8 protein-coding genes and 1 pseudogene are annotated in these 15523 nt (G+C 69.2%); 5 read left to right on the top strand and 4 right to left on the bottom strand.

Features of this window, described 5'->3' with window-relative positions; all coding sequences use genetic code 11:
* Nucleotides 1-306: 306 nt before the first annotated feature.
* The 3 genes from ASF52_RS08175 to ASF52_RS08165 are packed head-to-tail and all read right to left on the bottom strand — an operon-like array spanning nt 307 to nt 3139.
* Nucleotides 307-1437, bottom strand: a complete 1131-nt coding sequence (locus ASF52_RS08175; RefSeq protein WP_056170386.1) for an ABC transporter permease — start codon at nt 1435-1437, stop codon at nt 307-309.
* A gap of 25 nt (nt 1438-1462) precedes the next feature.
* The gene (locus tag ASF52_RS08170; protein ID WP_056170740.1) at nt 1463-1936 is read right to left on the bottom strand and encodes a DUF4112 domain-containing protein; all 474 of its coding nucleotides are present in this window, start codon (nt 1934-1936) and stop codon (nt 1463-1465) included.
* A gap of 48 nt (nt 1937-1984) precedes the next feature.
* Nucleotides 1985-3139, bottom strand: coding sequence for an aminotransferase (locus ASF52_RS08165; protein WP_056170384.1), 1155 nt, complete (start codon nt 3137-3139; stop codon nt 1985-1987).
* Between the two features lie 459 nt (nt 3140-3598).
* Here ASF52_RS08165 and ASF52_RS22935 point away from each other — a divergent pair, with 459 nt between their 5' ends.
* From ASF52_RS22935 to ASF52_RS08145, 5 genes and pseudogenes are all read left to right on the top strand, one after another.
* Nucleotides 3599-3739, top strand: a complete 141-nt coding sequence (locus tag ASF52_RS22935; RefSeq protein WP_200918734.1) for a hypothetical protein — start codon at nt 3599-3601, stop codon at nt 3737-3739.
* Nucleotides 3740-3977: 238 nt separating this feature from the next.
* The gene (locus ASF52_RS08160) at nt 3978-5363 is read left to right on the top strand and encodes an MdtA/MuxA family multidrug efflux RND transporter periplasmic adaptor subunit (protein ID WP_056170381.1); all 1386 of its coding nucleotides are present in this window, start codon (nt 3978-3980) and stop codon (nt 5361-5363) included.
* A gap of 211 nt (nt 5364-5574) precedes the next feature.
* Nucleotides 5575-8700, top strand: a complete 3126-nt coding sequence (locus ASF52_RS08155; protein ID WP_056170377.1) for an MdtB/MuxB family multidrug efflux RND transporter permease subunit — start codon at nt 5575-5577, stop codon at nt 8698-8700.
* The gene (locus ASF52_RS08150) at nt 8697-12023 is read left to right on the top strand and encodes an efflux RND transporter permease subunit (RefSeq protein WP_056170374.1); all 3327 of its coding nucleotides are present in this window, start codon (nt 8697-8699) and stop codon (nt 12021-12023) included. Before ASF52_RS08155 ends, ASF52_RS08150 begins: the two co-directional genes overlap by 4 nt.
* A gap of 218 nt (nt 12024-12241) precedes the next feature.
* Nucleotides 12242-13705 (top strand): annotated as a pseudogene (locus tag ASF52_RS08145) (efflux transporter outer membrane subunit); the annotation flags it as partial.
* 107 nt (nt 13706-13812) lie between these two features.
* On the opposite strand, the gene ASF52_RS08140 reads toward ASF52_RS08145, so the two are convergent.
* Nucleotides 13813-15060, bottom strand: a complete 1248-nt coding sequence (locus ASF52_RS08140) for a glycosyltransferase (protein ID WP_056170368.1) — start codon at nt 15058-15060, stop codon at nt 13813-13815.
* Nucleotides 15061-15523 lie beyond the last annotated feature (463 nt).

Here is a 15523-nt window from a genome sequence, read left to right as displayed (position 1 = left end):
CGTCCCGATCTTGCGCGGACCAGACGTCCGATGGGGTGCTCAGGAACATGCGATCGAGACCGGCACTCGCGTGTAGGACAGTCAGGATGACGCAAAAAACTTATAAATTGATTGTCCGGCCCAAGGTGAGCTCCTGCCGGTCCGGGTCGATCCGTTCCGGATGCCGAATTGAACTTAGGACCCCGAACCTCGGCGGGCGCGTGGGGACCGCCCTCGGTGTCCCCGATGGCGCGGCGGCCGGATCAGGCGAAGGACTTGTCAGGCGAAGGACTTGTCAGGCGAGGGATTTGTCGGACGAAGGATTTGTCAGGCGAAGGACTTGCGGGGATCGAAGGCGTCGCGCACGGCCTCGCCGGCGAAGACGAGAAGACTCAGCATCACCGCCACCACGAGGAAGCCCGTGAGCCCGAGCCACGGCGCCTGGATGTTGTCCTTGCCCTGCGCCAGCAGCTCGCCGAGCGACGCCGAGCCCGGGGGCAGGCCGAAGCCGAGGAAGTCCAGGGAGGTCAGGGTGCCGATGGAGCCGTTGAGGATGAACGGCAGGAAGGTCAGGGTCGCCACCATGGCGTTGGGCAGCAGGTGCCGGCTCATGATGCGGATGTTCGACAGCCCGAGGGCGCGGGCGGCGCGCACGTACTCGAAGTTGCGCGCCCGCAGGAACTCGGCCCGCACCACGCCCACCAGGGACACCCAGGAGAACAGCAGCAGAATGCCGAGCAGCACGAAGAAGCCGGGCTCGATGAAGGCCGAGATGATGATGATGAGGTAGAGGGTAGGGATGCCGCTCCACACCTCGATGAAGCGCTGCAGGGCGAGATCGACCCAGCCGCCGAAATAGCCCTGCACGGCGCCGGCGATCACGCCGATCACCGACGAGATCAGCGCCAGGATGAGCCCGAACAGCACCGAGATGCGAAAGCCGTAGATGATCCGGGCCAGCACGTCGCGAGTGGTGTTGTCGGTGCCGAGCCAGTGCTTTTCGAGCGCCGCGCACGGCTTGCCGACGGACTGGCACTGCTGCTCCGTCAGCATCCAGGTCGGCGGCGAGGGCGAGGGGGTCGGCAGCCCGTCGATGATGGTGTCGTAGGCATACGGGATCGGCGGCCAGATCGCCCAGCCGTTGTCGGCGATCTCCTTCCGGGTCTCGGCCGAGCGGTAGTTCGGCCGGGCATAGAACCCGCCGAACTTCTCGTCCGGGTATTCGATGATGACGGGAAACAGGATCTCGCCCTTGTAGGACACGACGAGGGGCCGGTCGTTGGCGATGAACTCCGCGAACAGACTCGTGCCGAACAGGGCCGCGAAGATCACGAACGACCAGAAACCGAGGCGGTTGCGGCGGAAATTGGCGAGCCGCCGCCGCGCCAGGGGCGAGAGCCAGCCCGTGCGGGGGAGGGCGGCGGGCACGGCCATCCGGGGAACGGCGACCTGATTCATCGGTGATCCCCGGTGTGCAAAGCGCTCAGCCGTCGATTCGCACCGCCGTCCCCTCGATCTCGTTGGGGCGCAGGCCGCCGGTCTTCTCGAGGTGGCGGCGCAGCAGGGCGACGTTGCGGCGGTTTGCCTTGAAGGCCGCATCGAACAGGTCGCCGGCCAGCGGGACGATGCCGAGCGCCCCGTCGAACACCACGTTCGCCATCATCCGGGCGACGAGCCAGCGCGGCGCCCCGAGCCGGCGCGCCTCGTTGACCACGTAGGAGGCGATGACCATGCCGGCGACATCGCCGATGATCGGCACGAGGCCCACGATGGCGTCGAGGCCGACCCGGCGGTTGATCCCCGGAATCAGGAAGGCCGAATCCATGAGGTGCGCCAGCGCCTCGAGGCGCAGGAGCGTCGCCTCGCGGTCGTCGGCCTGCGGCCGGAACGGTGTCGCCGCACCGGCCTCTCGGGAAAAGTCCGTGGTCGGGCGGCCGGGAATGCGCGGTGTGCTCATGACCCGGGATGTGGCCCCGGCCGCGCGCCCCCGCAAGCACCGGCCCCATCAGGCGGCCCTCCGGGACACCTGCCCGAGGCGGTCGAGGGCGGCGTCGAGGGTCGCATCGGACTTGGCGAAGCACAGGCGCACGATGTGGCGCACCGGGTCGGCATCGTAGAACGCGCTCACGGGAATCGCCGCGACGCCGTGGGTGCGCACCAGATCCTCGCAGAACGCCACGTCGTCGGTGAAGCCGAGCGGCGCGATGTCGACGTTGAGGAAGTAGGTGCCGGCCGAGGGCAGCACGGTGAAGCCGCGCTCCGTCAGCCCGGCGCCGAGGCGGTCCCGCGAGCGGGCGAAGCGTTCGCGCATCCGGGTGAAATAGTCGTCGGATTTGCCCAAGCCGTAGGCCACCGCCACCTGCAGGCAGGGCGGGGTGGTGAAGGTGAGGAACTGGTGCGCCCCCGCCACCACCCGCAGGAGCGGCGGTGCGGCCATGACGAAGCCGACCTTCCAGCCCGTGAGCCCGAAGATCTTGCCGGCCGAGCCGATCTTCACCGTGCGGTCGCGCATGCCGGGCTGCGCCATGAGCGGGGCGTGCGCCGCGCCGTCGAACACGATGTGCTCCCACACCTCGTCGCAGACCGCGATCACGTCGTGGCGCGTGCAGAACCCCGCCAGGAGCGCGAGGTTTTCGCGGGAGAACACCGTGGCGCTGGGGTTGAGGGGGTTGTTCAGCACCACGAGCTTCGTCCGGTCGGAGAAGACCGCCGCCAGGGCCTCTTCCTCCAGCCGGAAATGCGGAGGCTTGAGGTTGACGATGCGCGGCACGCCGCCGGCCTGGCGCACCATGGGCAGGTAGGCGTCGTACAGGGGGGCGAACAGCACCACCTCGTCGCCGGGTGCGATGAGGGAAAGCAGGGCGGCGGCCAGGGCCTCGGTGGCGCCGGAGGTCACCATCACCTCTGTCTGCGGGTCGAGGTCGAGGTCCTGATGGTGCCGGTAATGCGTCGCGATGGCGGCGCGCAGCTCCGGGAGGCCCATCATCGGCGGATACTGGTTGTCGCCCGCGATCACCGCCTCGGCCGCCTTGCGGCGCACGTCCTCGGGGCCGGGATCGTCGGGAAAGCCCTGGCCGAGGTTGATCGCCCCACATTCGCGGGCGAGGCCGGACATCACGGTGAAGACGGTCGTGGGCAGGTTCGCGAAGACGGGATTCATACGGTTCGGCAGGCGAGGGTGCGACGACGCCCGGGCGTCGGGAGGCCGGATGCGTAGCACGGCGCCCACGCGGGGTGAAATGTGCGGTTCCGCACGTCCGGGGGCGTTGGAGGGGCGCTCACGGCTGACGATTGTTGACATTCATCACCCGTGACGTAGGTTCCGGTCATGGCCGGAGCGACGGCGGCTCTCACGGGACTTCGCCCCCTCGTTTCGGGAAGGCGGCGGTCGCTCCGGTCCACGAAGCTTTCTTCAGAGACGCGGGTCCGCCCGGGCTTTTCTGCCCGAGCGGATCGTTCTTCCCGATCAGGTCGAACGTCCCGAACTTGAACTTCCCAAGCTCGGACTTCCCGAGTTTGTACTTCCCGAGAAAGGCCGGCGCCCCCAGCGACGGCCTTTTTTCGTGTCCTGCGGTTTTTCCGTGTCCGGTCCCTGCGCCTGTGGCAGGAACGGGAGGCCATGCGCGTCCGGACCTGTCTTCTCCTCGCCCTCGCCACCGCCCTCCTGGGCGCGGGCCTTCGCCACCTCGTCCCGGTGACGCCGGTGGACGAGGAGTACCGTGCGGTGGTGCGGGCCTACGACCCCGCGAACCGGCCGTGATCCACAGGAGCGACGGACAGCAACACGGGGGAAACGCGGACGCCGTACTGGCGTCGTATTGGGCGGCCAGAAGGGGCACCATGCTGCGCCGCCGTGGAACCGAAGCCTCCGGAGCCGAGGTCGATCGCCGCCCCCGCCCGGGTGCGACGTTGCCCCGTTCTGTCGGACCGGGCGACGCGTGCTTAGATCCACTCCAGTCTGTCCGCGAGGGCGCCTCGCCCGCCGATGCCGTGACGCCATGAACGAGAATTCGCCGATCCGCACCGAGACCGCGCGGGACTACGCGCCCCCGTCCGAGACCCGGGCCGCGCCGACGCGGGGCGGGCGCGGCTGGCTGTGGTTCGTCCTGCTGCTGATCCTCGCGGGCGGCGGGTATTACGGCTACCGGCACTACCTCGCGCAAAAGCCCGAGGGCACGACGGAGACGGCCGGACCGCGCGGCAAGGGCGGCCGGGGCTCCGGGCGCCATGGCGAGCCGGCCCAGGCGGTCGGCATCGCCACCATCGCGGCCGGCGACGTGCCCATCGTGCTCGGCGGCCTCGGCACGGTGACGCCCCTCGCCAACGTCACCGTGCGCTCGCAGATCAGCGGCTACCTCATGGAGGTCGGCTTCCGCGAGGGCCAGATGGTGAAGAAGGGCGATTTCCTCGCCCAGATCGATTCGCGGATCTACGAAGCCCAGCTCGCCCAGTACCAGGGCCAGCTCATGCGCGATCAGGCCCTGCTGCAGAACTCGAAGCTCGACCTCGCCCGCTTCCAGCGCCTCGCCCAGCAGGATTCGATCTCGAAGCAGAACGTCGACACGCAAGGCGCCCTGGTCAAGCAGAACGAGGGCACGGTGGCGGCCGACCAGGCGCTGGTGGACCAGCAGAAGCTCAACATCACCTACACGCGCATCGTCTCGCCCGTGGCGGGCCGCGTCGGCCTGCGCCAGGTCGATCAGGGCAACTACATCACCGCCGCCTCGACCAGTCTCGTGGTGGTGACCCAGCTCAACCCGATCTCGGTGGTGTTCACCCTGCCCGAGGACGACGTCGCCCAGGTGATGCGCCGGGTGCGCACGGGCGACAGGCTCACGGTCTCGGCCTACGATCGCGGCGACACCACCGTGCTCGCCACCGGCACCCTCGACACCGTGGACAACCAGATCGACACCACCACCGGCACGGTGCGGCTGCGCGCCCTGTTCGACAACACCGACGACGCCCTGTTCCCGAACCAGTTCGTCAACGCCAAGCTGACCGTCGACACCGTGCGGAACGCCCCCATCGTCCCCACCGCCGCGATCCTGCGCGGCACGCCCGGCACCTACGTCTACCTCCTGCAGGGCGACGACAAGGTCGTGGTCCGCCCCATCACCCTGGGCGAGGCCGACGGCGCCCGCACGGTGGTGAAGGCCGGCCTCGGCGTCGGCGACCGGGTCGTGGTCGACGGCACCGACCGGCTTCGCGATGGCGCGAGCGTGCGGATCACCGACGACGGCACCCGCCCGCCCGGTGCCGCCGGTCCGAAGCTCGAGGACGCCAAGCCCGAGGACGCCAAGGCGGAGGCCGCGAAGGCCGATGCCGTCGCCCCCGAGGGCCAGACGCGCGAACGCCGCCGCCAGCGCCCGGCCGCGCAATGAGGTTGCCCGGCCGCTCGCCACCTCTCGGCCGGTGCGGACCTTCGCCGTTAACTCCGGCGTTCGCCGCCAGCACGGGTCCCCTCTCCTGGAAGGAGAGGGACAGAGTGCGATGTGCGAACGCTCCGGATAAGTCACACACCTCACCCCAGCCCTCTCCTTCCAGGAGAGGGAGTTCCGTCGGCGGCTCCCTCGACGGCGTGGGGCTCGCCCCATGAACCCGTCCCGCCTGTTCATCCTGCGGCCCGTCGCCACCACGCTGTTCATGCTGGCGATCCTGATGGTCGGGATGGTGTCGTACCTGAACCTGCCGGTCTCGGCCCTGCCGTCGGTGGATTACCCGACGATCCAGATCCAGACGTTCTATCCCGGCGCCAGCCCCGAGGTGATGACCTCGGCGGTCACCGCGCCGCTGGAGCGGCAGTTCGGCCAACTCGCCAACCTCAACCAAATGACGTCGCAGAGTTCGGCGGGCGCCTCCGTCGTCACCCTGCAGTTCAGCCTGGACCTGCCCCTCGACATCGCCGAGCAGCAGGTCCAGGCCGCCATCAACGCCGCCGGCAACCTGCTGCCGGCGGATCTCCCGGCCCCGCCGATCTACGCCAAGGTGAACCCCGCCGACGCGCCGATCCTGACGCTCGCGCTCACGTCGAAGACCATGCCGCTCACCGAGGTGCGCGATCTGGCCGAGACGCGCCTCGCCCAGAAGATCTCCCAGGTGGCGGGCGTCGGCCTCGTGAGCACCGGCGGCGGCCAGCGCCCGGCGATCCGGGTGCGGTTCAACGCACGCGCCTTGGCGGCATACGGCCTCAACATCGACGACCTGCGCACCACCATCACCAACCTCAACGTCAACACACCGAAGGGCACCATCGACGGGCCGACCCAGTCCTACGCCATCAACGCCAACGACCAGATCCGCGACCCGAAGGCCTACGACGCGGCGATCATCGCCTACAAGAACGGCGCCCCGGTGCGGCTCTCGGACGTGGCCGACGTGGTCTCGGGGCCGGAGAACACCAAGCTCGGCGCCTGGGCCGACGAGACCCCGGCGGTGATCCTCAACATCCAGCGCCAGCCCGGCGCCAACGTCATCAGCACCGTCGACAAGATCCAGAAGCTCCTGCCCCAGCTCCAGGCGACCCTGCCGGCGGCGATCACCGTCGGCGTGCTGACAGACCGCACGGTGACGATCCGCGCCTCCGTGCACGACGTGCAGGTGGAGCTGGCGCTCGCCATCGGCCTCGTGGTGCTGGTGATCTTCCTGTTCCTGCGAAGCGTCTCCGCCACCCTGATCCCGAGCCTGTCGGTGCCGCTCTCCCTCATCGGCTCCCTGGCGATCATGGACCTGTACGGCTTCTCGCTGGACAACCTCTCCCTCATGGCGCTCACCATCGCGACGGGCTTCGTGGTCGACGACGCCATCGTGGTCATCGAGAACATCGCCCGCCACGTGGAGGAGGGCGACCCGCCGCTCGAAGCGGCCCTCAAGGGCAGCCGCGAGATCGGCTTCACCATCATCTCGCTGACCGTCTCGCTCATCGCCGTCCTCATCCCGCTCCTGTTCATGGGCGACGTGGTCGGACGCCTGTTTCACGAATTCGCCATCACGCTCGCGGCCACCATCGTGATCTCGGCCGTGGTCTCGCTGACTCTCGTACCGATGCTGTGCGCGCGCCTGCTGAAGCCCGTGCCGGCCGGGCACGCCGAGCGCCGCGAGGGGTTCGTCGCCCGCACGGCCCGCCGGTCCATGGACGGGATCATCGCCGGCTACGGCCGGATGCTGCGCGTGGTCCTGCGCCACCAGGGCCTGACCCTGGTGGTGACCCTCGCGACGGTGGCGCTCACCGCCTACCTGTTCGTGGTCATCCCCAAGGGGTTCTTCCCCGTGCAGGACACGGGCGTCGTCCAGGGCATCACCCAGGCCGACCAGACCGTCTCGTACGCCGCCATGGCCGAGCGCCAGCAGAAGCTGGCCGCCCTCATCCTGCAGGACCCGGACGTGGCCAGCCTGTCGTCGTTCATCGGCGTCGACGGCCAGAACGTCACCCTGAATTCGGGCCGGTTCCTCATCAACCTCAAGGCCCACGCCGCGCGGACATCCACGGCGAGCCAAGTCATCGAACGGATCAAGGCCGCGACCACGGGGGTCGCCGGCATCCGGCTCTACCTGCAATCGGTGCAGGACCTCACCATCGACACGGCGGTGAGCGCGACGCAGTATCAGGTGATCCTCGAGAACCCGAACCTCACGGAGTTCGAGACCTGGGTGCCGCGCTTCGTGCGCCAACTCCAGACGTCGCCCCTGCTCATGGATGTCGCGAGCGACCTCCAGGCCAGCGGTCTCGCCGCCTACATCACCATCGACCGGGCGACGGCGGGGCGCTACGGCATCACCCCGGCCACCGTCGACAACGCCCTCTACGACGCCTTCGGCCAGCGCATCATCTCGACGATCTTCACCCAGTCGAACCAGTACCGGGTGATCCTCGAAGCCGACCCGGCCCTGCACAGGACCATCGAGAGCCTGGACCACATCTTCCTGCCGTCCTCCACGGTGGCCTCGGGGCAGGTCCCGCTCTCGGCGGTCGCCCGGGTGAGCGAGCGGCGGGCGCCGCTGCTCATCTCCCATCTCGGCCAGTTCCCGGCCACCACCGTGTCGTTCAATCTCGCGCCCGGCGCGGCTTTGGGCGACGCCGTGGCGGCGGTGGAGGCGGCGGGCAAGGCCATCGACCTGCCGCCGAGTTTTCGCGTGGTGCCGCAGGGCTCGGTCTTCGCGTTCCAGTCGGCCCTGTCGAACCAGCTGTTCCTGGTGATCGCCGCCATCGTCACCGTCTACATCGTGCTCGGCGTGCTCTACGAGAGCTTCATCCACCCGATCACGATTCTGTCGACGCTGCCCTCCGCCGGCATCGGGGCGCTCCTGGGGTTGATGCTGTTCGGGCTGTCGCTCGACATCATCGCGGTCATCGGCATCGTGCTCCTCATCGGCATCGTGAAGAAGAACGCCATCATGATGATCGACTTCGCGCTCCAGGCCGAGCGCGAGGACGGGATGAGCCCCCGCGACGCCATCTACGAGGCCTGCCTCCTGCGCTTCCGGCCGATCCTGATGACGACCCTGGCTGCCCTGTTCGCGGCGGTACCTCTCATCGTCGGCACGGGGGTGGGCGCCGAACTGCGCCAACCGCTGGGCATCGTCATCGCGGGCGGCCTCATCGTCTCCCAGGTCCTGACCCTGTTCACCACGCCGGTGATCTACCTCGCGTTCGACCGCCTGGAACGCCGCCTCACCGGCCGCCGCGAAGGCGGCGCCGGCCCCGTCGAGGCGCTGCCGTGAACGTCTCGGCCCCGTTCATCCGCCGGCCCGTCGCCACGATCCTGCTCACCCTCGGCGTGCTGCTCGCCGGGATGTTCGCGTTCCTGAAGCTGCCGGTGGCGCCCCTGCCGCAGGTGGATTTCCCCGTGATCCTCGTCCAGGCGTCGATGCCGGGGGCCAGCCCCGAGACCATGGCGACCACGGTGGCCGCGCCCCTCGAACGGCGCCTCGGCGCCATCGCGGACGTCAACGAGATGACGTCCACGAGTTCCGTCGGCTCGGTCAGGATCATCCTGCTGTTCGGCCTCAACCGGAACATCGACGGGGCCGCCCGCGACGTCCAGGCGGCCATCAACGCGGCCCGGGCCGACCTGCCGACGGCGCTGCGCCAGAACCCGACCTACCGCAAATTCAACCCGGCCGATTCGCCGATCCTGATCCTGGCGCTGACCTCGAACACCCTGTCGCCGGGCCAGCTCTACGATTCCGCCGCCACGGTGGTGCAGCAGAAGATGTCCCAGCTGCCCGGGGTCGGCAACGTCGACATCGGCGGCGCGTCGCTGCCGGCGGTGCGGGTCGAGCTCGATCCCACCGCCCTGTTCAATTACGGCATCGGCCTCGAGGGCATCCGCGCGGCGCTGGCCTCGGCCAACGCCAATTCGCCCAAGGGCGCCATCGAGACCGACACCCGGCGCTACCAGCTCTACGCCAACGACCAGGGCCGGGTGGCGGCCGATTACCGCGACATCGTCGTGGCCTACCGCAACGGCGCCGCCGTGCGCCTGACCGATGTCGGCAAGGTCGTGGATTCCGTGGAGGACAAGCGCAACCTCGGTCTCGTCAACGGCAAGCCGGGCGTGATCCTGTTCATCTACAAGCAGCCCGGCTCCAACGTCGTTGACACCATCAACGGCCTGAAGAGGGCGATTCCCCAGGTCCAGGCGGCGCTGCCCGGCGACATCGACCTCATGGTGACGGGCGACCGCAGCGCCACCATCCGGGCGTCGCTCGCCGAGACCGAGGAGACCCTGCTCATCGCCGTGGTGCTGGTGATCTTCGTGGTCTTCGTCTTCCTGCGCTCGGGTCGCGCGACCCTGATCCCGGCGGTCGCCGTGCCGATCTCCATCGTCGGCACCTTCTCGGCCATGTACCTGCTGGATTACAGCCTCAACATCCTCTCGCTCATGGCGCTCATCATCGCCACGGGCTTCGTCGTCGACGACGCCATCGTGGTGCTGGAGAACATCCAGCGCCACATCGAGCAGGGCAAGGCGCGGGTGGAGGCTTCACTCTTGGGCGCCCGCGAGGTCGGCTTCACCGTCATCTCCATGAGCCTGTCCCTGGTGGCGGTGTTCCTGCCGATCTTGCTCATGGGCGGCATCGTCGGGCGCCTGTTCCAGGAATTCGCCGTCACCCTGTCGCTGGCGATCCTCATCTCCCTGGTGCTGTCGCTGACCACCACGCCGATGATGTGCGCGCTGCTCCTCAAGCCCCAGACGCACGACCCGGCGCGCCGGCCGAATGTCTTCCTGCGCGGCCTGGAGGCCGGGTTCGACGGCATGCTCGCCGCCTACGAGCGCACCTTGCGCATCGCCCTGCGCCACCGCCGCCTCGTGGTGCTCAGCCTCGTCGCCACCGTGGGCCTCAACTTCTACCTCTACGTCATCGTGCCGAAGGGCTTCTTTCCCGAGCAGGACACGGGTCAGATGATGGGCGGCATCCAGGCCGACCAGCGCATCTCGTTCCAGGCGATGAAGCAGAAGCTCGAACAGGCGACCGCCATCGTGCAGGCCGACCCGGCGGTGGACAGCGTCGTCGGCTTCACCGGCGGGCGCGCCACCAACTCGGCCAACGTCTTCGTCGGCCTGAAGCCCAAGGCCGAGCGCGACCCCATCGAGAAGGTGATGACCCGCCTGCGGCCCAAGCTCTCGCAGGTGGCGGGGGCGCGGCTCTACCTGTTCCCACGCCAGGACCTGCGCATGGGCGGGCGCCAGAGCTTCGCCACCTACCAGTACACCCTCCAGGGCGACACGGCGGAGGAGCTCTACGCCGCCGCCCCGAAGCTGCTCCAGGCCCTGCAGAAGGACCCGACCTTCGTCGACGTGTCCTCGGACCAACAGGAGGGCGGCCTCGAGACCCGCCTCGTCATCGACCGGGCCACCGCGTTCCGCTACGGCCTGACGCCGGACAAGATCGACAACACCCTCTACGACGCCTTCGGCCAGCGCCAGGTCTCGACGATCTACAACCCGCTGAACCAGTACCACGTCGTCATGGAGATCGCCCCGCGCTACCTCCAGAGTCCCGACACCCTGAAGACGCTGTTCGTCTCGACGTCCGGCGGCAAGGCGCGCGGCTCGGCCACCACCAACGCGGTGGCCGGCACGGTCGCGGCGGGCGGCACGGTGAACACCAATCCGGCCGGCAATGCCGGCCCGAGCGGCACCACCGCCGTGACGGACCCGGCCGCCGCCCTCGCGGGGGATTCGGCCCGCAACGCCGCCGCCAACGCCATCGCGGGCGGCAAGGGCGGCGCCTCGTCGAGCGCCCCGGTCTCCTCCGCCAAGGAGACGATGATCCCGCTCTCGGCCTTCGCCCATATCGAGACCGGCAACGCCCCCGTGCAGGTGAGCCACCAGGGCCTGTTCGTCGCCACCACGATCTCGTTCAACCTGGCCCCCGGAAAGAGCCTGTCGGACGCGACCCGGATCATCGAGCAGACCATGACGGACCTGCGCCTGCCCGCCACCATCCACGGCGAGTTCGCCGGCGGCGCCAAGAGCTTCCAGGAATCCTCGTCGCGCCAGCCCCTGCTGATCCTCGCCGCCCTGGTCGCCGTCTACACCATCCTGGGAATCCTCTACGAGAGCTTCATCCACCCGCTCACCATCCTGTCGACCCTGCCGTCGGCCGGCATCGGCGCCCTGCTGGCGCTCCTGGTCTCGGGCACCGAATTCACGGTCATCGCCCTCATTGCGGTGTTCCTGCTCATCGGCATCGTGAAGAAGAACGCCATCATGATGATCGACTTCGCCCTCGACGCGGAGCGGACGCGCGGCCTGAAACCCCGGGACGCGATCTTCGAGGCCTGCCTCTTGCGCTTCCGCCCGATCATGATGACAACCCTGGCCGCCATGCTCGGCGCGCTCCCCCTCATCCTCGCGGGCGGGGAGGGCTCGGAGCTGCGCCGCCCCCTCGGCATCGCCATCGTCGGCGGCCTCATCGTGAGCCAGATCCTGACCCTCTACACCACCCCCGTCGTCTACCTCTACCTCGACCGCCTGCGCCGGCGCGGGCCTGCGCTCGACGCGGTTCCCGGCGCGGTTCCTGGCGCCGCCGAATGAGCGTGGGTAGTTTGGTGGATCGTCGCGCGCGCAGTGACGTCACGTTCCGATGCGACAGCGGGCCGATGCATTCCGAAGGTGGCGCGGGTCCCCTCTCCTGTAAGGAGAGGGACAGGGTGAGGTGTGTGGACTCTCCGAATAGGTCCCACACCTCACCCCAACCCTCTCCTTCCAGGAGAGGGAGCCCGTCGCATCTCGTCGCCCTCGTCGCCCTCGTCGCCCTCGCGGCATCGATCTCCGGCTGCATGGTCGGCCCCGACTATTCCCGTCCCTCCGTCGAGACGCCGCTTGCCTTCAAGGAGGGCGGGGCCCGCGAGGACAGTGCGGCCTATGTCGCGAGCCGCAAGGGGTGGCGCCCGGCCGCCCCCAACGACGGGGCCCAGCGCGGCGACTGGTGGCGGGTTTTTCGGGATCCGGCCCTCGACCGGCTGATCCGCCTCGTCGACGTCGACAACCAATCCCTGCGCGCGCAGGTCGCCGCCTACGAGCAGGCGCGCGGTTTCGTCGCCCAGGCCCGCGCCGCCCTGTTTCCCACGGTGATCGGCGCGCCGAACATCACCCGCTCGCGGGTCGGGGGCTCGGAGCGCACCACCGTCTCGCTCCAGGGGCAGGCGAGCTGGGAGCTCGACCTGTTCGGCCGCATCCGGCGCAACCTCGAGAGCGAGGTCGCCACCGCCCAGGCGAGCGTGGCGGATCTGGCCCTGGTGCGCCTCACCATCCAGTCCGAGGTCGCGAACAACTATTTGAGCCTCAGATATCAGGACTCGCTCCAGCGGGTGTTCGACGAGAACATCGCGGGCTTCAAGAAGAGTCTCGCCATCACCGAGAACCAATACGCGGCGGGTGTGGCCGCGCGGTCCGACGTGATCACCGCCCAGACCCTGTTGCAGACGACGCAGGCCCAGGCCATCGCCATCGGCCTGCAGCGGGCGATCTTCGAGCACGCCCTGGCGACCCTCGTCGGGCGCCCGCCCGCCGAACTGTCCCTGCCCGTCGCGCCGCTCGCCGTGCGCCCGCCCGCCGTGCCGGTGGGCATTCCGTCGGCCCTGCTGGAGCGCCGCCCCGATGTCGCCCAGGCCGAGCGGACCGTGCAGGCCCAGAGCGAGCTCATCGGCGTCGCCGTGGCGGCGTTCTACCCCACGCTCACCCTCTCGGCCTCGGGCGGGGTCTCGGGCCTGACGTCGAACGGCGTGTTCTCGGCCGCCAACCAGGTCTGGTCGGTCGCTGCGGCCGGCACGGAGGTGTTCTACGACGGCGGCGCCCGCGCGGCGGCGCTCCGCATCACCCGCGCGGCCTACGACGCGGCGGTGGCGAATTACCGCCAGACCGTGCTCACCGCCTTCGGGGAGGTCGAGAACGGGCTCTCGGGCGTGCGCATCCTCGCCCGCCAGCAGGCGGCGCAGGACGAGGCCGTGGCCTCGGCCCGGCGCGGTGTCGAGATCACCCTCAACGAGTACCGGGCGGGCACGCAGAACTACACCACGGTGGTGACGGCCCAGTCCATCGCCCTGAACAACGAGATCAACGCCCTGCAGATCCGCCTCAACCGCTTCACCACCGCCGTGGCCCTCATCCGGGCACTCGGCGGCGGCTGGGACGTGCGCAGCCTGCCCACCGGCGACGAACTCAAGGGCACCCGCCTGCCCATCGATTCCGGACAGGCCTTGCGAACGGACGAGTGAGACTGTTTTCTGGATGATCCTTACGGAGACAGTCTCAGGCAGCCCGCGCGGCGCCTGAGCGAAGCCCAGATCCGCATCGCGAAGCGATCGACCGGAACTGGTATGACTCAGCGGGCGATCAGGCGCTCGATCTCGTCGCAGGCGGCCGATACGCCGTCCTCCCGGGTCATGCGCATGCGCGTCTCGGCGCAGGCCTGCGCCACGGTCTCGGAGGCCAGAAGACGGTTGAGGGCCTGGGCGGCCCGGCCTGGGGTGAACCGACGCCGGCCGAGCATGGCGCCGACGCCGAGGCGCTGGAGGCGCTGGCCTTCGTCGAAATGGTCGAACGCCACCGGGACCACGAGCTGCGGGATGCCGGCGGCCAGGGCCTGGGCGACGGTGCCGATGCCGCCGTGGTGGATCAGGGCGGCGGCGCGCGGAAGCAGCACGCTCAAGGGCGCGTAGGGGACGTGGATGACGCCCTCCGGCAGATCCGTGGGCATCTGACCGGACTCCGGCGCCAGCATCACGCCACGGCGGCCCATGGTCCGACACAGGGCGCAGGCCGTCCGGAAGAAGGCTTGGCCGTGACGCATCGCCGACCCGTAGGTGAACACCAGGGGTGGTGGCCCTGCCGCGAGGAACTCGCTCAGCTCCGAGCTCAGGGAAGGGGTATCGCCGAGACGATCGACCAGGGGAAAGCCGACCTGCGCGGCCTGGGCCGGCCAATCCGCCTGGGGGGCGGTGAACCACTCCGGAAACATCAGGAGGATCCGCGTCGGGCTGTTCCACCAGTGCCGCAGGCGGCGCACGGGCGCGAGATCGAGGCGCTCGCGCAGGGCGTTGAGCTGGGGCAGGGCGGCCGGGCCGATCACGTAGCGGTCGGCGCCCCGGCCGAGCCAGTGCCGTAGGCGGGACGGCAGCACGTGGGCGAGGGGGATGCCCGGCAGAACCGGCGCGGCGTGCCGGCTCTCCACCAGCAGGGGCATGACATGCACGGTCACGACGGGCAGGCCGAGCTTGTCCTGCGCCACGCGGGCGCCCAGGCCGAGGGTCGAGGCGACCACGAGGGTCTCGCCTGGTGCGCTGGTACGGGCCAGCCAGTCGTAGGTCTGCTCCGTCGTCGGGGCGAGCTGGTCGAACAGGACGAAGGCCCCCCGCCTCGGATGCCACAAGTCCGGCACCGCGACGGTCCGCTCGTAATCGGCGCGCGTGCCGAGAGCGTGGAACGGCAGGTGAGCGCGGGCCGCCAGCTGCGCGAAGGGGGCGGGCGCCGCCAGAACCGCGGCATGCCCGCGTCGCACCAGTTCGGCCCCGAGGCCGATGAAGGGAAGGACGTCGCCGTGTGAGCCGACGGCCACCAACTTGATTTGCATGTTCGGTCTGTGATGCGGAGTCCGGGTGTCCCGCTCACATAGGTACAGGGTTCGTGTTCGCCATCCTGCGGTTGTGATTCGGGCCTTGGCGGTGACTGGCCGCCCTGCAACGATGTGCGGAATCTTACGGGGTCGAAGCGTTGTCGCAGCAGGGACGATGCGATGGATCTTCAGTAGAACATGCGGCTTTGCCTGCTGTCCGCGTCATGTTGGCAGGATCGTCCATGCAGCGGCATGCGAATCCGCCGTGAAATCATGCCGCCGGCCCGGGCTTCACATTTCGTTGACTCTGCCGACCGCGAGACGGCCTTTTCGCTTTACATAGAACAAAACAGGAACAAAATGGGAGAGCTCAACGAAAGGCGCTTCCCATGCTCAAGCGGATGATCCTCACCGGCGCGGTCGAATTCATGGCCTTCGGTCTCCTTGCGGTTTCGGTCGCCGCTTGGGCTGTCGCATTGGC

This window comes from Methylobacterium sp. Leaf112, assembly GCF_001423295.1.
In the GTDB taxonomy this organism is placed as follows: Bacteria; Pseudomonadota; Alphaproteobacteria; order Rhizobiales; family Beijerinckiaceae; genus Methylobacterium.
Note: the sequence above shows the minus strand (reverse complement) of the source record. Positions and strands in the feature narration are given on the sequence as shown.